Annotated in this window: 20 protein-coding genes and 3 pseudogenes; 17 read left to right on the top strand and 6 right to left on the bottom strand. The window is 63.2% G+C overall.

Annotated features, from left to right (window positions below):
* Positions 1-55: 55 nt before the first annotated feature.
* From A3A9_RS0137260 to A3A9_RS0137250, 3 genes are read right to left on the bottom strand one after another with little or no spacing between them, the layout of a single operon-like run.
* Positions 56-1,012, bottom strand: a complete 957-nt coding sequence (locus A3A9_RS0137260) for a substrate-binding domain-containing protein (protein ID WP_407660607.1) — start codon at positions 1,010-1,012, stop codon at positions 56-58.
* A 28-nt stretch (positions 1,013-1,040) separates the two neighbouring features.
* Positions 1,041-2,045 (bottom strand): ABC transporter permease, encoded by a 1,005-nt coding sequence (locus tag A3A9_RS0137255; RefSeq protein WP_027033408.1) that lies wholly within the window; start codon positions 2,043-2,045, stop codon positions 1,041-1,043.
* Positions 2,042-3,574, bottom strand: coding sequence for an ATP-binding cassette domain-containing protein (locus A3A9_RS0137250; protein ID WP_080680414.1), 1,533 nt, complete (start codon positions 3,572-3,574; stop codon positions 2,042-2,044). The genes A3A9_RS0137255 and A3A9_RS0137250 overlap by 4 nt, the downstream gene beginning before the upstream one ends.
* A 103-nt stretch (positions 3,575-3,677) precedes the next feature.
* Between A3A9_RS0137250 and A3A9_RS0137245 the strand changes: the two genes are divergently transcribed.
* A complete protein-coding gene (locus A3A9_RS0137245) occupies positions 3,678-4,673 on the top strand; it encodes a LysR substrate-binding domain-containing protein (RefSeq protein ID WP_027033410.1) in 996 nt (331 codons plus the stop codon).
* 647 nt (positions 4,674-5,320) lie between these two features.
* Here A3A9_RS0137245 and A3A9_RS44695 read toward each other — a convergent pair.
* Both A3A9_RS44695 and A3A9_RS46375 read right to left on the bottom strand, forming a co-directional pair.
* Entirely contained in the window at positions 5,321-5,878 is a 558-nt protein-coding gene (locus A3A9_RS44695; RefSeq protein ID WP_027033411.1) for an aminotransferase class I/II-fold pyridoxal phosphate-dependent enzyme, read from the bottom strand.
* Positions 5,781-6,095 (bottom strand): aminotransferase class I/II-fold pyridoxal phosphate-dependent enzyme, encoded by a 315-nt coding sequence (locus tag A3A9_RS46375; RefSeq protein ID WP_263496943.1) that lies wholly within the window; start codon positions 6,093-6,095, stop codon positions 5,781-5,783. The genes A3A9_RS44695 and A3A9_RS46375 overlap by 98 nt, the downstream gene beginning before the upstream one ends.
* 203 nt (positions 6,096-6,298) lie before the next feature.
* Between A3A9_RS46375 and A3A9_RS46195 the strand changes: the two genes are divergently transcribed.
* Positions 6,299-6,490 carry a hypothetical protein gene (locus A3A9_RS46195; RefSeq protein ID WP_027033412.1) on the top strand — a complete coding sequence of 64 codons (192 nt, stop codon included), beginning with the start codon at positions 6,299-6,301 and terminating at the stop codon, positions 6,488-6,490.
* A gap of 687 nt (positions 6,491-7,177) precedes the next feature.
* Positions 7,178-7,660, top strand: coding sequence for a ProQ/FINO family protein (locus tag A3A9_RS0137230; RefSeq protein ID WP_027033413.1), 483 nt, complete (start codon positions 7,178-7,180; stop codon positions 7,658-7,660).
* A gap of 204 nt (positions 7,661-7,864) precedes the next feature.
* On the opposite strand, the pseudogene A3A9_RS43685 reads toward A3A9_RS0137230, so the two are convergent.
* Positions 7,865-8,339, bottom strand: a pseudogene (locus tag A3A9_RS43685) (Tn3 family transposase); the annotation flags it as partial.
* Between the two features lie 699 nt (positions 8,340-9,038).
* Between A3A9_RS43685 and A3A9_RS0137220 the strand changes: the two are divergent.
* The 14 genes and pseudogenes from A3A9_RS0137220 to A3A9_RS45595 all read left to right on the top strand — a co-directional run.
* Positions 9,039-10,241: a cytochrome P450 gene (locus tag A3A9_RS0137220; protein WP_027033415.1), complete on the top strand. Its 1,203-nt coding sequence runs from the start codon at positions 9,039-9,041 to the stop codon at positions 10,239-10,241.
* Positions 10,242-10,335: 94 nt separating this feature from the next.
* Entirely contained in the window at positions 10,336-11,625 is a 1,290-nt protein-coding gene (locus tag A3A9_RS0137215; protein WP_027033416.1) for a cytochrome P450, read from the top strand.
* Between the two features lies 1 nt (position 11,626).
* Positions 11,627-11,908: pseudogene (locus A3A9_RS46460) on the top strand (ferredoxin); the annotation flags it as partial.
* 18 nt (positions 11,909-11,926) lie between these two features.
* Positions 11,927-12,751 (top strand): SDR family oxidoreductase, encoded by an 825-nt coding sequence (locus A3A9_RS0137210; protein ID WP_027033417.1) that lies wholly within the window; start codon positions 11,927-11,929, stop codon positions 12,749-12,751.
* On the top strand, positions 12,751-14,094 hold the full coding sequence (locus tag A3A9_RS0137205; protein WP_027033418.1) for a cytochrome P450: 1,344 nt from the start codon (positions 12,751-12,753) through the stop codon (positions 14,092-14,094). Before A3A9_RS0137210 ends, A3A9_RS0137205 begins: the two co-directional genes overlap by 1 nt.
* Before the next feature lie 150 nt (positions 14,095-14,244).
* Positions 14,245-15,210, top strand: a complete 966-nt coding sequence (locus A3A9_RS0137200) for a polyprenyl synthetase family protein (RefSeq protein WP_027033419.1) — start codon at positions 14,245-14,247, stop codon at positions 15,208-15,210.
* 310 nt (positions 15,211-15,520) lie between these two features.
* Complete coding sequence (locus tag A3A9_RS0137190) at positions 15,521-17,071, top strand: hypothetical protein (protein WP_027033420.1); 1,551 nt, start codon at positions 15,521-15,523, stop codon at positions 17,069-17,071.
* Complete coding sequence (locus A3A9_RS0137185) at positions 17,068-17,970, top strand: terpene synthase family protein (protein ID WP_027033421.1); 903 nt, start codon at positions 17,068-17,070, stop codon at positions 17,968-17,970. The genes A3A9_RS0137190 and A3A9_RS0137185 overlap by 4 nt, the downstream gene beginning before the upstream one ends.
* 84 nt (positions 17,971-18,054) lie before the next feature.
* Complete coding sequence (fni, locus tag A3A9_RS0137180; RefSeq protein WP_027033422.1) at positions 18,055-19,110, top strand: type 2 isopentenyl-diphosphate Delta-isomerase; 1,056 nt, start codon at positions 18,055-18,057, stop codon at positions 19,108-19,110.
* A 406-nt stretch (positions 19,111-19,516) separates the two neighbouring features.
* Positions 19,517-21,169, top strand: a complete 1,653-nt coding sequence (locus A3A9_RS0137170) for an MFS transporter (protein ID WP_027033423.1) — start codon at positions 19,517-19,519, stop codon at positions 21,167-21,169.
* 359 nt (positions 21,170-21,528) lie between these two features.
* Complete coding sequence (locus A3A9_RS0137165; RefSeq protein ID WP_027033424.1) at positions 21,529-21,741, top strand: cold-shock protein; 213 nt, start codon at positions 21,529-21,531, stop codon at positions 21,739-21,741.
* 305 nt (positions 21,742-22,046) lie between these two features.
* Entirely contained in the window at positions 22,047-22,910 is an 864-nt protein-coding gene (locus A3A9_RS0137160) for a hypothetical protein (RefSeq protein WP_027033425.1), read from the top strand.
* A gap of 244 nt (positions 22,911-23,154) precedes the next feature.
* On the top strand, positions 23,155-24,900 hold the full coding sequence (virD4, locus tag A3A9_RS0137155; protein WP_027033426.1) for a type IV secretion system ATPase VirD4: 1,746 nt from the start codon (positions 23,155-23,157) through the stop codon (positions 24,898-24,900).
* A 12-nt stretch (positions 24,901-24,912) separates the two neighbouring features.
* Positions 24,913-25,446 (top strand): annotated as a pseudogene (locus A3A9_RS45595) (hypothetical protein); the annotation flags it as partial.

Below are 25,446 nucleotides of genomic sequence, written 5' to 3'. Positions count from 1 at the left end.
TTCCTCGCTCGGGTTCAGGACCCGCCAGCTAGCCGGCGGGTCCACTGGGTGGCGGTCAGTTGCTCGGGGGGAAAACGCGGGCGATGACCTTCTTGGCCTCAGGACTGTCGACCTTGTCGGCGGTAACAAGAGGCATGACCAATGCCATGTCCTGGGTCACCGGCGCGCCCGTCAGTGCGTTGTAGACCTGTTGGGTTCCGTCGATACCTTGGCCCACAGCCTCCTGGAAGAAGATGCCCTGGATCGCCCCCTTCTTGAGCAGCGCAATCGTGGTTGGCGAGCCGTCGGCGACGGTAATGCCGATCTTGCCGTTCAGGCCACGGGTTTCGACCACCTTGGCGGCCCCGGTGCCAGCTTCGTCATACATGCCGTAAATGGCCTTGATGTCGGGATTGGCCGTCAAGAGGTCATTTGCCTGGGTTACAGCTTCGCTGATCGTCAGGCCCCGCGTCTCCAGCATTTGGACGAGGTCGCAGCCTGCAGCCGCGAACGCCTCCTTGGCGCCTTTGAGGTACTTCTGCGCATTCTCCCGATCCTGCGGCAAGGACAGCATGCCGACCTTCTTGCTGCCACGCTCCTTGGCGAGCTCGCAGGTGAATTTCGCTTGCGCTTTGCCGGTCTCATAGTTGTTCGCGGTGACCGAGGACGTATAGTTCGTGAGGCCCGGCTGTGGCCCGATGCCGGCAAAGGCGATCGGCACTTTCTGCTTCGCCAGATAGTCGAGCAGCGGTGGTGTCGACGTCGAGCTGACAGGGCCGATCACAATGGCCGAGACACCTTTGGTGACGGCTGTCCTGGCATTGTCCATCTGCTTGGCAGGCGAATTCTCCGACGTATACTCGACATAGTCCATGCCGAGTTCCTTGGCCTTCTCCTTCACGCCGTAGCCGACCCATTGCCAGTAAGAGATGTCCAGCGATGGGGCGATATAGGCGACGGTCTTCTTGTCTTCAGCGTATGATGCGCTGGACAGTGCGGCCGCTGCCAATGCTGCAAGCAGGATTGTCTTCATTTTCATTTTGGTTCCTCCCGTTGATGATCTAGATTCGGTTCTTGTTGCTGAAGCGGTCGATCAGAACCGCGAGCAGGATTGCGGCGCCTGTGACGGACCCCTGCCAGAAGCTGTTCACGCCGATGAGGTTCACGCCGTTCTGGATGCAGGTGATCATCAGCGCGCCGAGCACAGCGCCGATCGCACTGCCCGTCCCGCCAAAGAGGCTTGCCCCGCCGATGACGACGGCGGCAATCGCCTGCAGCATCAGGCTGGCGCCGGCCGTGGCTTCGGCGTTAAGGATGTAACTAACGGTCAGCAGCCCGGCGAAAGAGGCAAGCAGGCTCGATGCGACGTAGGCCGCGAACTTGATGCGCAGAACCGGGATGCCGAGCAGTCGGGCAGCAATTGCCGACGAGCCGACGGCATAGAACCAGCGTCCGACGACGACCTTGCGCAGCACGTATTCCAGCGCGACCATCAATACGATGCAGAACAGAAGATGGTTGGGTATGCCGGGAATGATCTCGCCCGAATTTAGGAGCCAGAAATCCGGCGCACCGATCGGCATCGAGCGACCATTGGTGACGATGAAGGCAAGGCTGCCCGCCACCGCGTAGGTGATGAGGGTGACGACGAAAGGCGCGAGCCCAACGACCGTGACCAGAAGACCATTGATCGACCCGAACACAAGGCCGACCGCCAGGCCGGCAGCGCTCGCGGTCAGTCCATCAGCGCCACTGGCCATCGCCAGCGCGGTTACCATTCCGGTGAGGGAGAAAACTGAGCCGACCGAAAGATCGATGCCGCCGGTGACAACGACCAGCAAAACACCAAGCGACATAATGATTAGAGGCGCGGCGGCCTGAATAATGTTTTGCAAATTGCCCATGCTGAGTGCGGCGGGCACGAACATGCCGACGGCCAGCAGCAGGACGACGATTGCCGCGGCAATCGCGACTTCGGTGCGGTACGAAAAGAGAACTGCTGGGACGCGGAACCTGGTGGTCCGGAGCTTGTTGGTTGTCGTGGTGCCGTTGGTTGCGTCGGTCATGCGGCCATCCCCGTCAGTTCGGCGAGCCCGCCTTCGGTATAGCGATCCTCAGGCAGAAATCCCTTTGGCCGCCCATCGGTGTCGAAGGCGAAGATGGCGTCGCAAAGCTCGAGCAGTTCGACGTTCTCGGTCGACCACCAGATGATGATCGCGCCGGCGTCGGCCATCTGCCGGATCAAGCCGTAAATGTCATGTTTGGTGCCGATGTCGACGCCACGCGTTGGCTCTTCCAGCACCACCATGCGCAGCGGCAGCCCAAGCAAGCGTGCGACCAGAAGCTTCTGCTGATTGCCGCCGGACAGCGAGGCCGGCAGGTCCCAAATCGAGCCGGCTTTCAACTTCAGCGCCGACACGAGATCGCGACATTCCTGCCTCTCGGCCGCGGCGACGATCCGCCGCCTCTCGCGAACCCTGCGCGCTGCGAGCACGTTGTCGACGATCGGAAGCTGCGAAAGGATACCCTTGGTCGCCCGGTCGCCCGAGACAAAGCCTATGCCGGCGCGCGCCGCTGCCGCCGGGGACGGGAAGCGGTCCCCGAAGCCTTCGCCGGAGAGGCGCCAACCAGCGCCGGGTCCCGCGCCCACAAGGGCAGCAATGAGACCGGTCGGACCCGCGGGTGCGCCGGCCAGTCCCAGGATGGTGCCGGACAAAATTGAGATCCGGACGTCGCCTGGGCCAAGGAGTTCGATTGGTGAGCCCTGGCGGGGGTTCTGCTGCGGGTTGCGGTGCGTGGCCTGACGCTGCGTGGGTTGTCCCATCTGCTGGACGATCTCCCCGTCGCTGAGCGAGGCGAGGGGCGCGGCATTCGCGATGGTGACGCCATCGCGCAAAATAGTGCAGACGTCGCAGAGCTCTCGGATTTCCCGCATACGGTGAGACACAAAGACGATGCCGATGCCTTCCTCGCGCACCAGCCGCTTCAGCACCGAGAAGAGTTTGGCCGTCTCGCCGGCGGTGAGATTGGCCGTGGGCTCGTCGAGAAGCAGCACTTCCGCTCCAGTAGAAAGCGCACGAGCGATCTCGACGATCTGGCCCTCATGAAGCGACAATTTGCGTGCCGGCAAATCGATGATTTCTTCGCCGATCGCTGGGTCGATCAGGCGGAGCGCACCAAGCGCAATTTCGCGCATGCGGCGACGGCTGATCAGCGACCAGCCTGACCTGGCATGCACAATGCCGATATTTTCCGCCACCGATAGCTCGGGCAACAGCGCCAGCTCCTGATGCACCACAGCGATGATCGGGCTGGTGCGGTCGGCCTTCGACGAGCGCAGGTCAATCCCACCGGCATCGCGCGAGGTCAGCCCCGTGATGATGCGGATGAGGGTGCTCTTGCCGGCGCCGTTGCCGCCCAGGAGCGCATGGATTTCGCCAGCCCGGACCTGAAAACTGACGCCCCGAAGGACCCGCGTCGCGCCGTAGCTCTTCTCGACGTTGGAAGCTTCGATCAGCGTCTTCCTGGCTGATGCCAGCCCAACGCCCGGTAAATTGCCGGTAGTGCCCAAGCTTTGAGCTGAACCCGGTTCCATCCTCTATCTCCTCCCAATACCGAAGGATCATGCGACCGATTGACATTCGGCTCAATTCTCGTTTCTTAACATTTTGTGTAGCTAAGCTTAACTGACGAGCACGATGTCGGATTTCAAGTTCAATTCCATGACCCATTTCGAGGCGGTCGCGCGTCTCGGAGGCGTGGCGAAGGCCGCGCAGGAATTGCGCGTGACACCTTCGGCGGTCAGCCAGCAACTGCGGTTGCTCGAACACCAGCTCGGGGTGCGGCTTTTTCAACGCGAGAAGCGTCATCTTTCGCTCACGATCGACGGCGAGCGGCTCTTTCAGACCACCACCCAGGCTTTCGAATCCATCCGCGAGGTGCGCAACGCCATCGTGCGGCAGCGTGAGAGCTTCCAGCTCAGCATCCGTGTCAGTCCTTCTTTCGGTGAGAAGTGGCTGGCACCGCGCTTGGCCGAGTTCAGCAAGGACTATCCGAGCTGGAATTTGCGGGTCGACGCGACACCCAACTTCTCCGACTTCGAAACGGAGGTCATCGATCTCGATCTTCGTTACGGCGACGGCGGCTGGGCCGGCCTCTATTCCGATTGCGTCGTCAACGACTTGATCCTGCCGATGTGCTCGCCTTCCTATCTTGCCGAACTGCACGCGATCTCGCCGGATCCGCGCGAGCAGCTTCGCCATGCGCGATTGATCGACAGTGTGAAGGCCTATTTCCGTTGGGATTACTGGCTGCCGCGCAACGCCATCCAGGGGGCCCGCATGACCTATCCCTATCGTTTTGACCGTTCATCGATGTCGGTTCAGTTGGCTAAGGATGGGGCAGGCGTGGTCCTGGAGAGCACATCGATCGCATTCGAGGACCTGGTGTCGGGCTCCCTGGTGCCGGTCTCAACCGAGTTCGACGTCATAGAGTTTCCGGGCTATTGGCTGGTCTGTCCTTCGCGGCATATGAACCGGCGCGCGGTTCGCCTGTTTTCGGAATGGGTGTCACGGATCGGAAAGCGTGATACCGATCTGGCTCGCCATTTTCTGTTGGAGAAGCAACTCCACATATCGTTCGAGCGACGGCCGCATTTCGGCGCGCAGGATGACAGAGCCACACCAATGGCGTGATACAACAATGTTGATCCCGTATTAGAGTTTTTCAGAACGGCCAAGTTGACCTTGTGCGCATGGCGACAATAACGTTCTCAGCAGGTCGAGGCGCACCATGCGGTGGTCCTGTCGCAAGGAGGCAAAGCCAATTCCACCGAAACAGGAGGTCATAATACGCACGAAGTCGACCGGATATCTTTCCGCCTCCGTGGTGGCTATCTGAAATCCCGACACGCCGACCGTGGTCTGCGGGCGGGTTCATTGGGGCAAAGGCCCTAAATCGAATGAGTATCGCAGGGCGGCCGAGCAAATTCGGGCTGTGACGAAGATGCCTAGGAACCTTCTGGAAAGACTGACAGGATTTTTTCTCTCGGCCGAGCTGCACCGCTATCGGCTCGGCCGCGTGCGCGAAAGCAGTTGAACGATGTGCTGAAGTTCGGCTTTCATGACGGGCGTAGCCGAACCGGAATGCCTCGGGCGCGTTCGCGGGGTCGAGTGCAAAGCGAATCCCGGGCGTGATGGCAAGGCCCGCGCTGGCCGCGTTCGCGGCCCAGGTTTCCCCGCTCAGCCCGTTTCGCAGGCGCAACCAGAGTGCCAGGCCACCCGCCGGGAGGTCGAACATGACATCGTCGCCGAGATGCCGGCTGGCTTCCTCGGCCAGGAGATCACGCCGCGACGCGTAGATGCGTCGGGCCTTGCGGGTGCCGTTGCAACACTCCGTCTCCAATCAGCCTGGCCAGGGCTTGTTCGAGTGGGAAATCTCCCTGGCGGTCGATGGCCTCTCGCCGGTCGGCTATACGCGCCAGGATGTTCGGCCGCGCGGTTATATATCCGATCCGGATAGCGGGTGTGAGCAGCTTGGACAGGGAGCCGACATAGACGGTGGGCTGTTCCGGGTGCGCCCGTGCGGCTAGCGGCAGCACGGGTCGTCCTTCGAATCGGTATTCGTGATCATAGTCGTCCTCGATGACGACCAGTCCACGCTTTCGCGCGATGTCGAGCAGTTTTAGCCGGCGACCGGCACCGAGCGTCGGGTATTGATGGTGTGGCGTGACATAGATCGCTTTCGGGGCCGTTTCCTGCTGGGCGATATTTTCGAGTTGCGTGACGTCGATACCCTGGGTGTCAACTGGTACGGCGATGATTCTGGCGCCTGCTGCCCGAAACGCCGTCCACCAGAGGATAGCCTGGCACCTCCACGGCAATGGCTTGGCCAGGGTCAATAACCGCAGCCGCTGCCAGGAACAGCCCCATCTGGCTGCCCCTTGTCACCAGTATCTCATCAGGCGAGGCCGCAAGTCCACGATCGCTTGCTAGATAATCGGCAAGTGCCAGCCGCAGGACGCGCGCACCACGTGGATCGCCGTATCCAGCGTCGGACGCAAAAGTGCTGGACTGACCAGAAACTCGGGACGGCTTATTGGAGGATGCTGGGGACATATTGGCAGGCTCGCTTTAGCAACCCTATTGCAGAGTCCACCGGGCCGCCGGCGACATAATCAAGGGGCACTCGCATAGGACAAGCCGGTGTTTGGTTTCTCCCGGATCATCTGCGATTTAAATCAAATCCGTCTGTGGATATTGACGATTGCGTGACCCTCACCTCGTAGACGGCTAACGCGGGCGGCAACTGAGAGGGTCATATGACAAGCGATTTTTCTGCCGCGCGAGTGCATCTAGATCGAGCGTATCATTATCTGCGAGGCGATGACCCGATGAGCCAGAGGGGGCGCGAAGCCTTGGATCTGCTAATTGAGGCAGTTGCCGTCGAGGAGTTCAAGCAGCCGAGCCAAAACGCGCAGGTGCTAATGTTTCCGATTGGGCGCCGCTTCTGAGGCGATCTCCATGGCGGTAACCATCAACGTGATGTGCAAACATTCTCAGTGCCCGCCAATGCATGAGCCGAGTCGGCAATCGAATGGGAGTCCGAAGCCTGTCGCTCGCAATCTTCCGAATTTCGCTGCGCCAATTGTCATCGGCGGCAGCTATTCCGGAAAGGCCGCCGCCCGGCAGTTCCGCCAGGTTCTGGTGACCGACGCCGGTTTACGGCGGAACGCTTTTTGCCAGCCATTCGCCTGCCTTCCTGTCCCAGGACGGCGTCGATCCGGCCGAGATCACGGAACGGTCGCCTGAATAGCTTTCGCGCTGCGCGACGCGCTGGTACTACGGAACGGCCGAACGGGTGAGGGGAGCCGCGACGGTTTCGGGTCCTACTCGCCGACGGCCCTCAGCGGAGGGAGTCTTTTCGCTGCCGGCGTTTCAGATGCGCCGCCAAGGGTCAATGGTTGGCGGAGAATGGGGAAACAGCGTTCCACCGACCCTGCTGTATGGCTGTGAACTTAATCCGGACGGCTCGGCGTGATTGGTGCCGATCCTGCTCGGTCCACCAGGCACTTCGTCTGTCCGAATGAGGAGGCGGCCGCTGCTTTGCCCTGCGGGGCGAATGCCCATTTTCCCATAATCATTGCATATATCAGCGCTAGGAAGGTCCAAATTGGAAACGAAAAAATGGGGCGAGGCTTATGATGTTGAGCTGTAGCCGAGGCAAATCGCCTGCACAGCTTTTCCGCTATCTATCGGCCAAGTGGCCTGCGGCGTTCAATCCGAAAGCGCCCAGGCCGCTCAAGATCGGCATCCATCGTGACATTCGAGTGCTCGACGGCGAACTGTCTGATGATGAATTGAGGAGAGCCCTGCTGGCGTATACCAAGATGGCCAGATACTTGGCAAGACTGGATGCCGGCGCCGCACGGATCGATCTCAATGGCAAGCCGGCCGGCATGGTCTCGGATGCGGACGCGGCGACCGCCAAGGCTTTACTTTGCGCCCGCAAGGACAAACAAAAGAGCAAGCAAACGCCGGAGCCAAGGGCAGAGCCTCAAGCGCTACCCAAACCAAAACCGAAGCGAACCGCCGTGTTCAAGGCGAAGAATACGGCCGACAGCCCGACCGGCGTAGTCGTTGAGACCAAGCGTCGCCGGTCATTCCGAAAGCCGATGACTTGATCGCCGCTGAGCGATGGCTCTTGTCGACCGGGACAGCCCCTCGGGGTCGGAGCACATGGCGCCCGCGCCAATCCAAATTGCCGCGATCGCAATGGAGCTGCCGCATGCGCGAAAAACGGACCGGTCGGTCATCCCTTCTTCGAGATGAACGAAGGCCGGACGCTATTCCGATGTCGTTCTGGCCGGCCCAGATTGACTGTGGCCATACTGCTGCTCGACCTCCTCCCAAGTGAGGACCTTGGAAAGAATGGGAAGCATTTGGCAATTCAGCGCGCAGGCCTGGCAGCGCCAGCTTCTGCCAGGCGATCGCCCTCAGGCGTGGCGGCAGGTTGAACCCGAGCAGGCGGCAAAAGGGACGCCGAGGGCGCTCTGGCCATGGCTGTCGACATATTGGCGCTGGATCTCCACGTTGGTGTAATGTCGCAGCAAGACCTTGGTCATCGCCGCGACCTCCGAAGACGAACAGCGCTTGAGCTGCGAGAAAATGCAGGTCGAGCCCTTTTCGACATGCCAGTAGATCATCACGGCGCGACCGCCATAGCGGACATGCCATTCCGTCATCAGGTTGCCGTCCCAAGCGCCGAACTTCTTGGGCCGTGCCGGCTTCGCCCCAGATGGCGGTGTTGCGGATCGCCTGTGTTGCATTGGCAACGAGCCCGCAAGCCGCCTCGAGCGCGCCCGGAGCAAGCACGTGACCCCTGAGCCAACCAGGAGCCCCTCCTATGGGGCAATACGGTCAGGTCGCCTGCCATCATTCCACGACAGGACAACTAATAAAGAAGGTGTCGCCGGTCTGGCGTCTGACGACCGTATACTATCCGACACTGTTTTGTCGCCTTTGTTGGGTCCGCGACACCGGGCTATTTCATCGAGCTCTTGTCTGCCTCAGGCTAATCCCCTGAAAAGCAATCACAATGTTTTTCTTCTGCTGGGTCGGCCAAATTGGCACGAGTTTTGAAACTCCTTCGTTGGGAGCCGGGAGCCGACGACCGATCTTCATTTCGTGGATGACACCGCGATCGATGGAACGAAGAAAGAAAAGCATAATGTCAAATCCGCATCAGATAGCATCCTATGGCAAGGGGGCCTTGGCGAAACCGCCCGTACCCAAACAGGCTGCCAACCTTGTCGACGCTTGCGCAGGAAATCTTGATGGCCGGCTGCGACTCAAGGGCCCACCACACTCGCCTTAATCCTGAACTCGAAGGCGCAGGATAAAGTTCTGCATCTCGCCGCGCGGTATGCCTAGACAGTTACACGTTGGCCGATCTTGACATCGAGTCGGGCTACTCCCCGGAGGACGTCTACGTGCCGTCGTAATCATTCGCTGCCCGCAGCGCCTTCCGCCCTTCCATCGCTTAGAGAGTGAAGTGCCACCATGTCCGAACAACCCTTGCCGACGCTGCCGATGTGGCGCGTCGATCACATCGAGCCCTCGCCTGAGATGTTGGCGCTACGCGCCAACGGTCCGATCCACCGCGTACGCTTCCCGTCCGGGCACGAAGGCTGGTGGGTGACAGGCTACGACGAGGCCAAGGCGGCGCTGTCCGACGCGGCGTTCCGGCCCGCGGGAATGCCGCCGGCGGCATTCACCCCGGATTCGGTGATTCTCGGTTCGCCGGGGTGGCTGGTCTCGCACGAGGGGGGCGAGCATGCCCGGTTACGCACGATCGTGGCGCCGGCCTTCAGCAACCGCAGGGTGAAGCTGCTCGCGCAGCAGGTCGAGGCGATCGCCGCGCAATTGTTCGAGACGCTGGCGGCCCAGCCCCAGCCCGCCGACCTGAGGCGCCACCTCTCCTTTCCGCTGCCGGCCATGGTCATCAGCGCGCTGATGGGCGTGCTCTACGAGGATCACGCCTTTTTCGCCGGGCTGTCCGACGAAGTGATGACGCACCAGCATGAAAGCGGCCCGCGCAGCGCGTCGCGCCTGGCCTGGGAAGAACTGCGCGCCTACATTCGCGGCAAGATGTGGGACAAGCGCCAGGATCCGGGCGACAACCTGCTGACGGATCTGCTCGCGGCGGTCGAGCAGGGCAATGCGACCGAGGAAGAGGCGATCGGCCTGGCGGCGGGCATGCTGGTGGCGGGGCACGAGAGCACCGTCGCGCAGATCGAATTCGGCCTGCTGGCCATGTTCCGCCATCCGCAACAGCGCGAACGCCTAGTCGGCGATCCATCCCTGGTGGACAAGGCGGTGGAGGAAATCCTGCGCATGTACCCGCCGGGCGCGGGCTGGGACGGCATCATGCGCTATCCGAGGACCGACGTGACTATCGCGGGCGTGCATATTCCCGCGGAGAGCAAGGTGCTGGTCGGCCTGCCGGCGACGTCGTTCGATCCGCGCCATTTCGACGACCCGGAAATCTTCGACATCGGACGCGACGAAAATCCGCACCTGACGTTTTCGCACGGGCCGCACTATTGCATCGGCATGGCGCTGGCCAGGCTGGAACTCAAGGTGGTGGTCGGCTCGATCTTCCAGCGCTTTCCCGCGCTGCGCCTGGCCGTGGCGCCCGAAGAACTGAAGTTGCGCAAGGAGATCATCACTGGCGGGTTCGAGGAGTTCCCGGTGCTCTGGTGACGCGCGGACGCCGCCCGGAATCGCGATCTTCTCCGCAATTTGCCGGCGCGCCTAGCACGCGCCGGTCAGATCAGCCAGCCAACAGGTAACCAAGATGGACGTGCAAGAAACCACGGCAGCATGCCGGGACGCCTTCGCCGAACTTGCGTCGCCAGCGTGTATCCAAGACCCGTATACGTTCATGCGGTGGTTGCGCGAGCACGATCCGGTGCATCGTGCGGCGTCGGGCCTCTTTCTGTTGAGCCGCCACGCCGACATCTACTGGGCGCTCAAGGCCACGGGCGATGTGTTTCGGGGACCGGCGCCGGGCGAACTGGCGCGCTATTTCCCGCGTGCGGAGACCAGCCTGTCACTCAATCTCCTCGCGTCCACGCTAGCGATGAAGGAACCACCGACGCATACGCGTCTGCGCCGGCTGATCTCGCGCGATTTCACCATGCGCCAGATCGACAACCTGCGGCCGAGCATCGCGCGCATCGTCGCGGCGCGCCTGGACGGCATGGCGCCCGCGCTGGAGCGCGGGGATGCGGTGGACCTGCATTGGGAATTCGCGCTGGCCTTGCCCATGCTGGTCTTCGCCGAACTGTTCGGCATGCCCCAGGACGACATGTTCGGGCTGGCCGCCGGCATCGGCGCCATTCTGGAAGGCCTGAGCCCACGCGCCAGTGATCCCCAGCTCGCCGCGGCGGACGCGGCCAGCGCCAGGGTGCAGACCTACTTCGGCGATCTCATACAGCGCAAGCGCACTGATCCCCGCAACGACATCGTGTCGATGGTGGTCGGCGCACACGACGAGGATGCCGACACGCTGTCGGATGCGGAGTTGATCAGCATGCTGTGGGGCATGCTGCTGGGCGGCTTCGCCACCACTGCTGCGACCATCGACCATGCGGTCCTGGCGATGCTGGCGTATCCCGAACAGCGGCACTGGCTGCAGGGAGACGCCGTGGGGGTGAAGGCATTCGTCGAAGAAGTCCTGCGCTGCGACGCGCCTGCCATGTTCAGCTCCATTCCGCGTATCGCCCAGCGCGACATCGAACTGGGCGGCGTGGTGATCCCGAAGAACGCGGACGTGCGCGTGCTGATCGCGGCCGGCAATCGCGACCCGGACGCCTTCGCCGATCCCGACCGCTTCAATCCCGCGCGGTTCTACGGCACCACTCCTGGCATGTCGACCGATGGGAAGATCATGCTGAGCTTCGGCCACGGCATCCACTTCTGCCTCGGTGCGCAACTGGCCCGGGTGCAGTTGGCCGAGAGCCTGCCGCGGATCGAGGCGCGCTTCCCCACGCTGGCATTGGCCGAGCAGCCGACCCGGGAGCCATCCGCGTTCCTCAGGACGTTCCGCGCGCTGCCGGTGCGACTGCATGCTCAGGGGGGCTGAGATGCGCGTCGTGATCGATCAGGATCTATGCGGAACCACCGGGCAGTGTGTGCTGACGCTGCCGGGCACCTTTCGCCAGCGCGAACCGGACGGCGTGGCGGAAGTGTGCGTGGCGACGGTCCCGCAGGCGCTGCACGCCGCCGCGCGGCTCGCGGCCAGCCAGTGTCCGGTCGCCGCCATTCGGGTCATCGAAAGCGACGCTGGCGAGCGCGCCAGCGCCGACCCTGCGCCTTCTCCGGCGCAGGCTGAGCGGCATGCCGCGAAAGACCAACGCAACCCAGGAGGACGGTTTGAAGGCAAGGTGGCCGTGGTGACCGGCGCCGGCGCCGGCATCGGCAAGGCATGCGCCCTCGCCATCGCGCGCGAGGGCGGCAGAGTGGTGGTGGCCGACATTGATGGCTCGGCGGCCGTCGCCTGCACCGCGCAGATCGCGGCCGAAGCGGGCCACGCGCTGGCCCTGGCCATGGACATCGCCGATGCGCAGGCGGTGGCAGCGCTGTTCGAGACGGCGGAGCGGCACTTCGGTGGGGTCGACCTGCTGGTGAACAACGCGAGCGCCATGCATCTGACACCGCGCGACCGCACGATCCTCGACCTGGACCTGGCGGTCTGGGATCAGACCATGGCGACCAATCTGCGCGGCACGCTGCTCTGCTGCCGGCAGGCCATCCCACGAATGATCGCCCGCGGCGGTGGCGCGATCGTCAACATGTCGTCGTGCCAGGGGCTCAGCGGTGACACCGCGCAGACGTCCTACGCCGCGTCGAAGGCGGCGATGAACATGCTGTCGGCCTCGCTCGCCACCCAGTACGGTCATGCGCAGATCCGCTGCAACGCGGTTGCGCCGGGTCTCATCATGACCGAGCGTCTCCTCGCCAAGCTGGACGAGTGCATGCAACGGCATCTGAGCCGGCACCAACTCCTGCAGCGCGTCGGCCGCCCCGAGGACGTGGCCGCGCTGGTGGCGTTCCTGCTCTCCGACGATGCTGCGTTCATCACCGGCCAGGTCCTGTGCATCGACGGCGGCATGCTGGCGCATGTGCCGACGTACGCCGACGGTGGCAACAGCCGCGCCGCGCGGCCTGCCGGCGACACCGCCAAAGCGGCCGCGGGGCCGCGCTGCTGATGGACATGCTGCTCAACCCGCTGGACCGTCGGCACCGGCTGCGGGACGACATCCCGGTCGTGCCCGGCGCTTTCCCCCTGGTCGGACATCTTCCCGCCATCGTATGCGACCTGCCGCGCCTGCTGCGGCGCGCGGAACGGACGTTGGGCAGCCACTTCTGGCTGGATTTCGGCCCTGCCGGACACCTGATGACCTGCGTGGATCCGGATGCGTTTGCACTGCTCCGGCACAAGGACGTGTCCTCGGCGCTGATCGAAGAGATCGCGCCCGAATTGCTTGGCGGAACGTTGGTCGCCCAGGACGGCGGCGCGCACCGGCAGGCGCGCGACGCGATCAAGGCGGCGTTCCTGCCCAAGGGGCTGACCCAAGCCGGCATCGGCAACCTGTTCGCGCCCGTCATCCAGGCGCGGGTGCAGGCGTGGCGCGACCGCGGCGACGTAACCATCCTGCGCGAGACCGGCGACCTGATGCTCAAGCTCATCTTCAGCCTCATGGGAATCCCAGCGCAGGACTTGCCGGGATGGCATCGCAAATACCGGCAACTGCTGCAGTTGATCGTCGCGCCCCCGGTCGACCTGCCCGGACTCCCCTTGCGGCGCGGCCGCGCCGCCCGCGACTGGATCGACGCGCAGTTGCGCCAGTTCGTCCGCGACGCGCGCGCGCATGCCGCGCGCACTGGGTTGATCAATGACATGGTGAGCGCCTTCGATCGCGGCGACGATGCGCTCTCCGACGACGTCCTGGTCGCCAATATCCGCTTGCTGCTGCTTGCCGGCCACGACACCACCGCCTCGACGATGGCCTGGATGGTGATCGAGCTGGCGCGGCAGCCTGGGCTGTGGGACGCCCTGGTCGAGGAGGCGCAACGCGTGGGCGCGGTGCCGACCCGGCACGCGGACCTGGCGCAGTGTCCGGTCGCCGAGGCGCTGTTCCGCGAGACGCTGCGCGTGCATCCGGCGACCACGCTCCTGCCGCGTCGCGCGCTGCAGGAATTGCAACTCGGCCAACGGCGCATTCCTGCGGGCACCCATCTGTGCATCCCGCTGCTGCATTTCTCGACCTCTGCGCTGCTGCACGAGGCGCCTGATCAGTTCCGCCTGGCACGGTGGCTGCAACGCACGGAGCCGATCCGGCCGGTGGACATGCTGCAGTTCGGTACCGGCCCACACGTCTGCATCGGTTACCACCTGGTATGGCTGGAAATGGTGCAGTTCTGCATCGCCTTGGCACTGACCATGCACAAGGCCGGGGTGCGGCCGCGGTTGCTGAGCGCCGTCGAAAAAGGTCGGCGCTATTTCCCGACCGCACATCCGTCCATGAAAATCCGCATCGGATTCTCATGAGCTGGCATCGCATGCCCCGTGTGGCGAGGCAGCTGCGCCGGCGACGCGCGGCAATGCTGCACTTGGCGCGCGCGCTCGGTGCGACGCCGCCAACACCGCGGCGGCTCGGACGCTCGCCGTGGCCGTGCCAGGTACAAGGACATGAACGACATGCAGACCGATTCCACGCTACACGACGACGCGCAGGCGCGTGGCGCATCCGGCAGGCTGCCGCCGGAGATCTGGATGCAGGACGGCGCAAGGCGGGTCGAACAGGCGCTGGCGCGTCTTCTCTGCGCCGAAGACGACGGTGAGACCGAGCTGATGGCGGCGATGCGCTACGCCACCTTGCATGGCGGAAAGCGCACTCGCGCCTTGCTCTGTCTGGCTACCGGCGCACTGGCCGACACGCCGGCGCCCATGCTCGACGATGTCGGCGCCGCCATCGAGATGATGCACGCCTGTACCCTGGTCCACGACGACCTGCCCGCAATGGACGATGACGTGCTTCGCCGCGGCCTTCCGACCGTGCACGTCAAGTTCGGCGAAGCCACTGCGATCCTGGTCGGCGATGCGCTGCAGGCGCACGCCTTCCTGACCCTGGCGAGCCTGGATGCGCCGGGCGACAACCGTATCGCGCTCGTGCGCGAACTGGCGCAGGCGGTGTCCGCCGAGGGTGCCGCAGGCGGGCAGGCCATGGATCTGTCGCTGGTAGGAAAGCACGTCGAGCTGGACAGGATCGTGGCGATGCACCGGATGAAGAGCGGAGCACTAGTGCGCGCGTCCGTTCGCATGGGCGCGCTATGCGCCATCGCGGAGGATGCCGCCCACGCTGCGCTGTACTGTGCGCTCGATCGCTACTCCGCCTGTTTCGGCCTGGCGTTACAGGTGGTCGACGACATTCTCGACGCGACAGCGGATACCGCGACGTTGGGCAAGACCCCCGGCAAGGACGCGGCGGCGCAGAAGCCGACCTGTGCGTCGATCATGGGGCTGCAGGCAGCGCGCCAGTTGGCGCTGGATCTGTTGCGCGACGCCGGGGAGGCCATCGCCCCGCTGGGAACGCGTGCGGAACGGTTGGCGCAGATGCTGCAGCGGGCCAACGCGTATCTGTTCAAGCACGCGCCATGCGCATGAGCGCGCCCGTCCGCATGGAGTCGCCCCTGTGCCGCTGCGATCGATCGGCCGGCGTGAGCGGTGCATGCTGCACTGTGTCCAAGTCGGCGGCGGCGATCGCAGCGGTTGCCCAGCACGGCCGCGGCTCACGCGGCGCGCTGCGCGCAAGCCTATGCGGCGGACCGGCCCCAGCATGGGGCGCGTCGCCGCGCCGGAGCAGGGCGGCCGTCCGGCGCTGCCCGTGCGCCGGGCCGCGACGGGCCTGCGGCGACGTGCGCGGCGTCTGCCCGATCCAGGTTCCCGTCAACTGTCTGCAGAAGGAACATACCGCGTGAACGCGCTGTCCGAACAGATCCTTTCCGAATTGCGCCACCTGCTGATCGAGATGAGCGACGGCGGCAGCGTCGGTCCGTCCGTCTACGACACGGCGCGAGCTCTGCAGTTCCACGGCAACGTCACCGGTCGGCAGGACGCATACGCGTGGCTCATCGCGCAACAACAGGCCGATGGCGGATGGGGAAGCGCGGACTTCCCGCTGTTCCGCCATGCGCCCACCTGGGCGGCGTTGCTGACATTGCAGCGTGCCGATCCTCTTCCCGGCGCGGCCGACGCAGTCCAGGCTGCAACCCGGTTCCTCGAGCGCCAGCCCGATCCCTACGCGCATTCGGTGCCGGAGGACGCGCCGATCGGCGCGGAGCTGATCCTGCCGCAGTTGTGCGGCGAGGCCGCATCCTTGCTGGGCGGCGTGGGGTTTCCGCGCCACCCGGCGCTGTTGCCGTTGCGGCAGGCGTGCCTTGTCAAGTTGGGGGCGGTGGCGACGTTGCCGAGCGGCCATCCGTTGCTGCACTCCTGGGAAGCCTGGGGAACGTCGCCGACCACCGCATGCCCCGACGACGACGGCAGCATTGGCATCAGTCCGGCGGCCACCGCCGCGTGGCGTGCGCACGCCGTAACACATGGGAGCACGCCGCAGGTCGGGCGCACCGACGCGTATCTGCAGGCGGCATCGCGGGCGACGCGCAGCGGCATCGAAGGTGTCGTTCCCAACGTCTGGCCGATCAATGTGTTCGAGCCATGCTGGTCGCTGTACACCCTGCATCTGGCCGGGCTGTTCGCGCATCCCGCGTTCGCCGATGCCGTGCGCGTGATCGTCGCGCAGCTCGACGCCCGCATGGGCGTGCGCGGTCTGGGCCCGGCCTTGCACTTCGCAGCCGATGCCGACGACACCTCCGTTGCGTTGTGCGTCCTGCGCCTTGCAGGTCGCGACCCGCCGGTCGATGCGCTGCGCGATTTCGAAATCGGCGAGCTATTCGTCACCTTCCCCGGCGAGCGCAATGCCTCGGTGTCGACCAACATCCATGCCCTGCATGCGTTGCGACTGTTGGGAAAGCCCGCCGCCGGCACCAGCTACTACGTCGAGGCCAATCGCAACCCGCACGGTCTATGGGACAACGAAAAATGGCACGTTTCGTGGCTGTATCCCACCGCGCATGCGGTCGCTGCGCTGGCGCAAGGCAAGCCCCAGTGGCGCGACGAGCGCGCGCTGGCGGCGCTGCTGCAGGCGCAGCGCGATGACGGCGGCTGGGGCGCCGGTCGCGCGTCCTCATTTGAGGAAACCGCCTATGCGCTGTTCGCGTTGCACGTCATGGACGGGAGCGAAGAGCCGACAGGGCGCCGGCGCATCGCGCAGGCGGTGGCGCGTGCGCTGGAGTGGATGCTCGCTCGCCATGTGGCGCATGCATTGCCGCAGACGGCGCTGTGGATCGGCAAGGAACTGTATTGCCCCACCCGGGTCGTCCGCGTGGCCGAACTCGCCGGGTTGTGGCTGGCGCTTCGTTGGGGGCGGCGCGTCCTGGCCGAGGGAGCAGGAGCGGCGTCATGATCCAGACCGAACGCGCGCTGCAGCAGGTGCTGGAGTGGGGGCGTTCCCTGACAGGGTTCGCCGACGAGCATGCCGTGGAAGCGGTCAGGGGCGGCCAGTACATCCTGCAGCGCATCCACCCGAGCCTGCGCGACACCTGCGCCCGCACTGGCCGCGATCCGCAGGCCGAAACGCTGATCGTGGCGTTCTATCGCGAACTGGCGCTGCTGTTCTGGCTCGACGATTGCAACGACCTTGGCCTGATCGCGCCGGAGGAGCTCGCCGCGGTGGAGCAGGCGCTGGGGCAGGGCGTGCCGTGCGCGCTCCCCGGATTCGAGGGCTGCGCTGTGCTGCGCGCTTCGCTGGCCGCGCTCGCCTACGATCGTCGCGACTATGCTCGGCTGCTCGACGACACTCGGTGCTACTGCGCGGCGCTGCGCGCCGGACACGCGCAGGCGGTAGGGGCGGAACGCTGGTCCTACGCCGAGTACCTGCACAACGGCATCGATTCGATCGCCTACACGAACGTGTTCTGTTGCCTGTCGTTGCTGTGGGGGCTGGACATGGCGACCTTGCGCGCGCGTCCGGCGTTTCGCCAGGTCCTGCGGCTCATCTCCGCGATAGGGCGCCTGCAGAACGATCTGCATGGACGCGACAAGGACAGGTCGGCGGGCGAGGCCGACAACGCGGCGATCCTGCTGCGGCAGCGCTATCCGGCTATGCCTGTGGTGGAGTTCCTCAACGACGAGTTGGCCGGCCATACGCGCATGCTGCACCGGGTGATGGCGGAAGAACGCTTTCCAGCGCCGTGGGGAGCGTTGATCGAGGCCATGGCGGCCATCCGCGCGCAGTACTACCAGACCTCGACCAGCCGCTACCGCAGCGACGCTGCGGGGGGAGGCCAGCGTGCGCCCGCCTGAACGGCGGGATGCGGCTGCGTGCGCGCGCTGCCGTCGGTCCGATCCGATGCAACGCCGTCCCCCGATGCGACGGATGGAGCGAGCATGAGCGATAGCGACAACATCCCGAGCCGGCGCAAGGACGACCATCTGGACATCGTGCTGGATCGGCGAACGGCGCCGGCCACGGTCGCCGCCGGCTGGGAGTACATCCGTTTCGAACACTGCGCATTGCCCGAGTTGGACCTGACGCAGATCGACCTGCGCGCCTCGCTGCTGGGCAAGACCATGCGCGCGCCGCTGCTGATCAGCTCCATGACCGGCGGCGTGCCACGCGCCGAGGCCATCAACCGGCATCTGAGCGAGGCAGCACAAGCCTTGGGGATCGCCATGTGCGTCGGTTCGCAGCGCGTGAGCCTGCAATCCCGCAACTCCCAGGGGCTGACGCGCGCGCTGCGCCGCATGGCCCCAGACATTCCCTTGCTGGCTAATATCGGCGCCGCGCAACTGCGCGAGGCCGACGGCCTGGACCTGGCGCGCCGGGCGGTGGATGCGCTGGAGGCCGATGGACTCATCGTCCATCTCAATGCGCTGCAGGAAGCGGTACAGCCGGAGGGCGACCGCGACTGGCGCGGCGTCCTGGCGCAGATCGCTCGCGCCGCGAGCAGCGTGGACGTGCCGATTGTGGCCAAGGAAGTGGGGTCGGGTCTGTCCGCCTCGGTGGCCTGCGCGCTCGTCAAGGCGGGCGTGGCGGTCATCGATGTCGCCGGCGCCGGCGGCACCAGTTGGGCCGCGGTGGAGGGCGAGCGCGCCCGCGATGCCGCCGACCGTGCAGTGGCGATGGCGTTCGCCGACTGGGGGATTCCGACCCCGGCCAGCGTGCAGGCGGTACGTCGGGCGCTGCCAACTGTGAAGCTGATCGCGTCGGGCGGGATCCGCGACGGCGTCGACGTGGCCAAGGCCATCCGCCTGGGCGCGGACATCGCCGGGCAGGCGGCCGGCGTGCTGCGCGCGGCGACGGTGTCCACCGAGGCGGTTGTCGCGCATTTCGAGATCGTCATCCGCCAGTTGGCCGTTGCCTGCTTCTGCACCGGCTCGGCTGATCTGGCGGCGTTGCGTCAGGCGCGGTTGTTGCCCTCGGCGCATCTGCCCGCCGGTTGATGCCGGCGTCGCCCGCACGTGGCGGCGGGCGCCTAGCAGGCTGCTGAATACCTACGCCAAAGATAGACTACTGATCCACCTTGGCGAGGCGGTTCAATGCGCGGGAGCTCGTGATCACCAGAAGGGAAGTCGATGCCCAGGACGTGGCTTGGTTGGAGACGCCAAGGAACGTCAAACTGACGATTCTTGTAACGTGGTCGGGGATCGAGAGCGACAGGATCGAACCGGTCTCGTCCCGCATAGCGGAACGATAGCTCCACCGGAAGCATTCGGTTCTGCCACAGCATCGGCCAGGCAAAAATAACTTGCGTTGCGCGGATAAAATGCCCTGATCCTGCCATTCCTCCATGGGCACGTGGGCGGGGAGAAATCTCATACAACTGGCAGCGAAGGGAGGCTCGGCCCAATGAGCGGGGTGGCGCGTGAAGAAGTTAATCCGGTGTCATCGGCAACGTTCGCGCCGCTCGAGAATTCAACTTTCCGTCCGATCTGGATTGCCACACAGGTATCCAGTCTAGGGTGGCTGATTCAAATGGTTGCCATCAGTTGGCTGATGGCGACCATTTCGACATCGGATGTGATGGTCGCCTTGGTGCAGGCTTCGACAACCTTGCCCACATTCCTCCTGTCAATTATCGCCGGCGCCCTAGCGGACAATTACAGCCGCCGCAATCTCATGTTCGCTGGCTGGTGCGTGATAGCATTGTCCTCGACGATGCTGACTGTTCTTGCAGGTCTCGGAATTTTCAATCCATGGATGGTTCTTGCATTCAGCTGTTTGGCCGGAGTAGGCGCCGCTTTCACCGACCCCGCCTGGCACGCGTCGGTTGGCGATATCCTGCGAAAGCGCGATGTTCCGGCCGCCGTCACGCTTATCTCGGTCGGATATAACGCCGTCCGAAGCATCGGTCCGGCTCTCGGTGGCGTCGTCGTTGCTTCCTTTGGCCCTTTGACGGCTTTCGCAGTGGCGACGCTTACATATCTGATGCTGCTGTGGACCATAGGGCGCTGCAAATGGCATGTTCGCTCGTCACCGCTTCCGAGTGAACCATTGACCACGGCGATCCATGACGGAGCGCGCTTCACTGCCCTGTCATCCGAAATCAAGGCAGCAATTGCCCGCGGTGCCCTTTTTGGGCTGACGAGCATCTCCATACTAGCGCTCTTGCCTCTCGTCGCCCGCGATCAGCTGGGGGGAGGGCCAGTCGTTTACGGCATCCTGATGGCCGGCTTCGGGACCGGCGCCTTGTTCGCCGGCATCTGCAACAACATTCTGAGACGGAGGCTGTCCCAGGAACGTTTGACGACACTGTCGTGCATCGCCTGTGCGGCTTGTTGTCTATCGCTTGCTTTCACCCCCTCGGTGGCGGTGGCGGCTATCGCGCTGGCGCTCGGCGGCGCGGGCTGGGTCGTGACCTGGACCGGGCTGGACGTAAGCGTCCAGTTGGCGAGTCCAAGGTGGGTCGTTGGTCGCACGCTCTCGATCTATTATGCCCTTTCATCCGGCGGCATCGCGGCTGGCAGCTGGCTGTGGGGTACGGTGGCCGAGAGCTATTCGCTGAGCTCGGCTCTGGAGCTTTCAGGTGGCGCGCTGCTGCTGGTCGCTGGCACCGGCTTCCTGCTGCCCATCCGTCAATGGAAAGATTCCGATCAGGCTCCTCTTGGCTTCGAAACGCCTCAGGTTGCCCTGGATTTGAAGCCCCGAAGCGGGCCGATCGTCGCCAAGATCGAATATTCAATACCCGAAGCAAATGTCGAAGCGTTCCTGGAGCAGATGCGGGAACGGCGGCGAGTACAAAGCGGCGTTGGTGCGCGACACTGGAATCTCCAGCGCGACCTCCAGCAGCCTTCGCGTTGGACAGAAACCTTCCGCACCCCGACCTGGATGGACTACCTTCGCCTGAACCACCGCCTTACGGCAGCCGACAAGGAGTTGGACCAGCGTCTCCTCGCATTGCACCTGGGAGAGCTTCCTCCTCGAACCACGCTTGCGATCGAGCGGCCGACTGGAGCTGGCCGCAAGCGGGACCAATCGATGCGGTTCTTTTTCCGGCGTTGACATCCGTCCAGGCGTCCGCGCTGGTGAGACAGGATGGGTTGGAAACGAGCCAACGCTCTCGCCATCCGTTTTGCAGATCGGCTTCGATCCATTCGGGTGGTTGCCGAGCCGGCATACTGGGCGGCTCAGACGTATCCTTGTCGGAGAGATTCCTCGGCACTCGAGCGTCTTGCAGCGCGTTGCGCTCAAGCTCACCGGCACCTGTTCGGTGCGTTCCCAAACAGAGCAATGGCTTTTCGCGCCGCAACCCCGAGGTGGGCTTGTAATTTTCGTTTTTGCTGGGTTTAACTCTACGAAATATGAACAGGATCGGCTTCACGGCCCGTCTGGTTCGCATGGCCACAGAGGAATACACAGATATGGCGACCGGAACAGTGAAGTGGTTCAACAGCACCAAAGGTTTTGGCTTCATCCAGCCCGATGACGACGGTCAGGACGTTTTCGTCCATATTTCAGCTGTAGAACGGGCTGGACTTTCAAACCTCGTTGATGGGCAGAAGATCAAGTACGAGATCGAGCAGGACCGCCGTAGCGGCAAGTCCTCCGCAGGTAGTCTCAGCAAGGTAGGCTGATTTTCTCGTCGGACCCGCAGAGCGCGAAGGATAAGTCAAGCCGAAGGTACCATCGTCATTCGCGGGGCGTATCGCGACGGACTCTCTTATACGAGACGATCCTGATGCGTCACGCAAACGGTGAATCACGAACGCTCTCGCCGCAAACCCTTCCGCCCGGAAATCTGCCCCGGTTACGGCTCTCGGCGTATCCCAGAGTTGGGAGAAGTTTCTGCCAGACTACAACTGTAACCTCATATCGGTTTAGCAGGTCAAGCGTCGGTGGTACCCTGATTGGGTAACTTAACGACTTTGGAGGCCGAGCAATGGATCGCGATAACAAACGGGCACGCGCAGCTGCAAGTTCATCCCAAGACGTGGGGAATCGCAGTACCCTCCGTGACCTTCCATACGGACCATTGACCGATGTTGCAGAACGGCTGGTAAGCGCTAACCCGCGCGATACAGCGCGAAATCTTGGGACCTTCAAAGAACTCGGGAGGCGAGAGCGCATAGCCGTTCGGGGCACTCGAACCGAGCCAGAAACTGACCTCGCGAAGTTTGAAACGCGGACCAATCAGCTTGGACGATCAGCCGTCGATCTGGGGGATAAATTGACTGCCGGGTTGGGACACACCCCGGATGAAGTAGCATTGGAGCAATTCAGAGCAGTCAGTAATGTGTCTCATTACCTTCGGCCAGAGACACAAAATAGTATTGTTAATCGCATTGGCAACATGGACCCGCCTTCGCAAGCTATCGGAGCGCTTTACGCTGCGCAAAACTTCAGCAAGTTTAACGCTGAAAATAAAGCACGCATTTTTGATCAGGCCGCTGAATTGGCTACCGATCCGGATGGCCACGTCAGGTCGACAGCATCCAATGCTATGTACGCGATGTATCACCAGTTAGATCCAAATCAACAGGCCCAAGCTCACTCAATTCCCGGCATGCAAGACATCTTGCCGCAGATGCCTCCTCCGCGGCATGCAGCAGAGGAACGCAGTGCGGATCTGGACGCCCACATAGCAGGTATTGGGGCTGCAGTCCGTGATACAGTTGGCCCGCAAACCTCCCACGAACAGCTGCAGCGGGGTGGTCAAGTCGGCCGGGACATAAGCCACTCCTACAATCACGCCCGAGAGGATCTAATGGAGGCTAGGAGAAGCAGAGATCGCACCGGCCGTTGAGGTCTCGGCCATGGCAGTAACGCTTCCTCTCATGAATTCCGTTCACGGCCTTGCTGTTTCCAATTCGCTGGCCGTCGACGTACCTGCTTCGTGAAACTTTCAAAATCCACGTCTGCCGGGGGGCGCGATGCAAGCATCGCACTACCCGCTGCGGCATCGATCTGTCGAGCGTCGGCATCGCGCGACCTCGGTTCGGTGTCTGAAGCAAGCGCAGCATCAGCACCGCTAATTCGGCCACGGAACAATGTCTTCTACAAAAACGACGTCCCCCAACATAGCCATTAGCATCGCGTGCTCACTCGCCTTGGGGTTCTGTGCGGCAAGTCTGTACGCAACCTTCCGCCACGGGGGTAGCGGCGAGGCTCTGATGGCGTTTGATGTCCGTGCCTTTTGGTTTGAGACGCCCTTCTATTTGGGTTTCGCAACCCCCGTTTTCTATCAGGGCGCGGCTATCGTGCTCTCGACGTCCGCGGTTGTCTTGCTGATTCAGCAGGTCGTATTGCGCCGCAAGCTCGAACATCACGGGACGGCTCGTTGGGCTCGAGTGGATGAAATGCGACGCACGGGATATCTGCGACGATACCGTGGCGTGACAGGGCCGGTCTTCGGGAAGACGAGTGGTCCTTTCTGGCCTGGCTATTACCTGACCAATGGCGAGCAGCCTCACAGCCTCATTGTTGCGCCGACCCGCGCTGGCAAGGGTGTCGGCATAGTCATTCCAACGCTACTTACATTTAAAGGCTCTGTGATAGCTCTGGACGTCAAGGGGGAGCTCTTTGAGCTCACATCGAGGGCGCGTAAAGCCGCAGGCCACGAAGTGTTCAAATTCGCGCCACTGGATTCAGAGCGGCGCACAAACTGCTACAATCCACTGTTGGATCTCATAGCACTGCATCCACAGCAGCAATTCACCGAAGCCCGCCGCTTGGCCGCGAACCTGATTACGGCCAAGGGGGAGGGGGCGGAAGGTTTCGTCGCCGGCGCGCGAGATATCTTTGTCGCGGGGATCCTTGCCTGCATCGAGCGGGGCACGCCAACAATCGGCGCCGTCTATGATCTGTTCGCTCAGCCGGGGGAGAAGTTCAAGCTCTTCGCGCAGCTCGCCATGGAGACCCGGAACAAAGAGGCACAACGCATCTTCGACGACATGGCGGGGAACGACACGAAAATCCTAACCTCCTACACGTCCGTGCTCGGCGATGGTGGGCTCAACTTGTGGGCGGATCCGGCTGTCAAGGCAGCTACAAGTCGCTCGGACTTTTCGGTCTATGATCTTCGCCGTCGCAGAACGTGCATCTATCTTTGCGTTGGTCCGAACGACCTTGAGGTGATCGCGCCTTTGATACGCTTATTTTTTCAGCAAATCGTTTCAATTCTACAGCGGTCGCTGCCCCGCCAGGACGAAAAGCACGAGGTTCTCTTTCTGCTCGATGAATTCAAGCACTTGGGGAAGCTGGAGGCGATCGAGACCGCAATTACGACTATCGCGGGCTACAAGGGGCGTTTCATGCTCATCATCCAAAGCCTTTCGGCACTAACGGGGGCTTATGGAGAGGCTGGTAAGCAGAATTTTCTCAGCAATACCGGACTGCAAGTGTTCATGGCCACGGCCGATGACGAGACTCCGAACTACATTTCCAAAGCCATCGGTGAATACACGTTTGAAGCCAAATCGATTTCCTACAGCCAGTCGCGAGCGTTCGACCGGAACATTCAGAATTCGTTTCAAGGTGCGCCGCTGCTGCGTCCCGAACAGGTTCGGCTGCTCAATGACGAGTACGAGATTGTTCTCATCAAAGGTCTGCCGCCATTGCAACTGAGGAAGGTGCGATATTTTTCGGACCGCATTCTGAAACGCATCTTTGAAAGCCAGACAGGCGCCCTCCCGGAGCCGGCACCCTTGACGGAAGCAGAGGAGGGATTCTCCGCAGAATCTCGACTCGATGAGCCGCTGCGTGGATTGGCGCAAGACTTTGACGATACAGTTTGATGCGAGGCTAATGTGGACCAGCGAAAAAATCCATCCCGTGTAACAGCTTTGCCGCAGGTGCAGGACGCCGGCCTGGAAGAGGATCAAGCGGTCCAGGCCAGGCAAGTGGGCGTTGAGCAGCACCTTGCCGAGGCCCGGAGGCTGTTCGATCAAGCTGACGAGTCGCCAACCAATCCAGAGGAGCTTCAGCGACTGGACCAGGGGTTCCGCGAAGTGCTTCAGCAATGGCAGGATGAGCAAGCCGCCTCATCTTCTTTCAGCGCTGAGGTTCCCGAGGCGCTCCGGCCGCTGTTCGATGATCGAGCTCACCAGCCGCCAACCAATGCAGAGGAGCTTCTGCGACTGGAACAGGGGTTCCGCGAAGTGCTTCAGCAGCGGCAGGATGATCAAGCCGCCTCGTCTTCGCTCAGCAACCCAGGGATGCATGCTGGACCGGAGGACCCCAACAGAGGCGTGTCGGACGCTTTCGCAACATCTGGGCACGCCGGAGTTCAGGCCCCCGCTCCGCCAGTCTTGGCTGCCAGCCAACAGCAGATCCGGCCCTCG

The organism is Mesorhizobium loti CJ3sym, from assembly GCF_000472785.1.
Classification (GTDB): domain Bacteria; phylum Pseudomonadota; class Alphaproteobacteria; order Rhizobiales; family Rhizobiaceae; genus Mesorhizobium; species Mesorhizobium loti_E.
This window is presented reverse-complemented; position numbering and strand designations above follow the sequence as displayed.

Excerpts from the sequence above, each read along its gene's own strand:
- A3A9_RS0137260 (WP_407660607.1), bottom strand. The coding sequence starts at position 1,012 with ATGAAGACAATCCTGCTTGCAGCATTGGCAGCGGCCGCACTGTCCAGC.
- A3A9_RS0137255 (WP_027033408.1), bottom strand. The coding sequence starts at position 2,045 with ATGACCGACGCAACCAACGGCACCACGACAACCAACAAGCTCCGGACC.
- A3A9_RS0137250 (WP_080680414.1), bottom strand. The coding sequence starts at position 3,574 with ATGGAACCGGGTTCAGCTCAAAGCTTGGGCACTACCGGCAATTTACCG.
- A3A9_RS0137245 (WP_027033410.1), top strand. The coding sequence starts at position 3,678 with ATGTCGGATTTCAAGTTCAATTCCATGACCCATTTCGAGGCGGTCGCG.
- A3A9_RS46375 (WP_263496943.1), bottom strand. The coding sequence starts at position 6,095 with ATGTCCCCAGCATCCTCCAATAAGCCGTCCCGAGTTTCTGGTCAGTCC.
- A3A9_RS46195 (WP_027033412.1), top strand. The coding sequence starts at position 6,299 with ATGACAAGCGATTTTTCTGCCGCGCGAGTGCATCTAGATCGAGCGTAT.
- A3A9_RS0137230 (WP_027033413.1), top strand. The coding sequence starts at position 7,178 with ATGATGTTGAGCTGTAGCCGAGGCAAATCGCCTGCACAGCTTTTCCGC.
- A3A9_RS0137220 (WP_027033415.1), top strand. The coding sequence starts at position 9,039 with ATGTCCGAACAACCCTTGCCGACGCTGCCGATGTGGCGCGTCGATCAC.
- A3A9_RS0137215 (WP_027033416.1), top strand. The coding sequence starts at position 10,336 with ATGGACGTGCAAGAAACCACGGCAGCATGCCGGGACGCCTTCGCCGAA.
- A3A9_RS0137205 (WP_027033418.1), top strand. The coding sequence starts at position 12,751 with ATGGACATGCTGCTCAACCCGCTGGACCGTCGGCACCGGCTGCGGGAC.
- A3A9_RS0137200 (WP_027033419.1), top strand. The coding sequence starts at position 14,245 with ATGCAGACCGATTCCACGCTACACGACGACGCGCAGGCGCGTGGCGCA.
- A3A9_RS0137185 (WP_027033421.1), top strand. The coding sequence starts at position 17,068 with ATGATCCAGACCGAACGCGCGCTGCAGCAGGTGCTGGAGTGGGGGCGT.
- fni (WP_027033422.1), top strand. The coding sequence starts at position 18,055 with ATGAGCGATAGCGACAACATCCCGAGCCGGCGCAAGGACGACCATCTG.
- A3A9_RS0137170 (WP_027033423.1), top strand. The coding sequence starts at position 19,517 with ATGAGCGGGGTGGCGCGTGAAGAAGTTAATCCGGTGTCATCGGCAACG.
- A3A9_RS0137165 (WP_027033424.1), top strand. The coding sequence starts at position 21,529 with ATGGCGACCGGAACAGTGAAGTGGTTCAACAGCACCAAAGGTTTTGGC.
- A3A9_RS0137160 (WP_027033425.1), top strand. The coding sequence starts at position 22,047 with ATGGATCGCGATAACAAACGGGCACGCGCAGCTGCAAGTTCATCCCAA.
- virD4 (WP_027033426.1), top strand. The coding sequence starts at position 23,155 with ATGTCTTCTACAAAAACGACGTCCCCCAACATAGCCATTAGCATCGCG.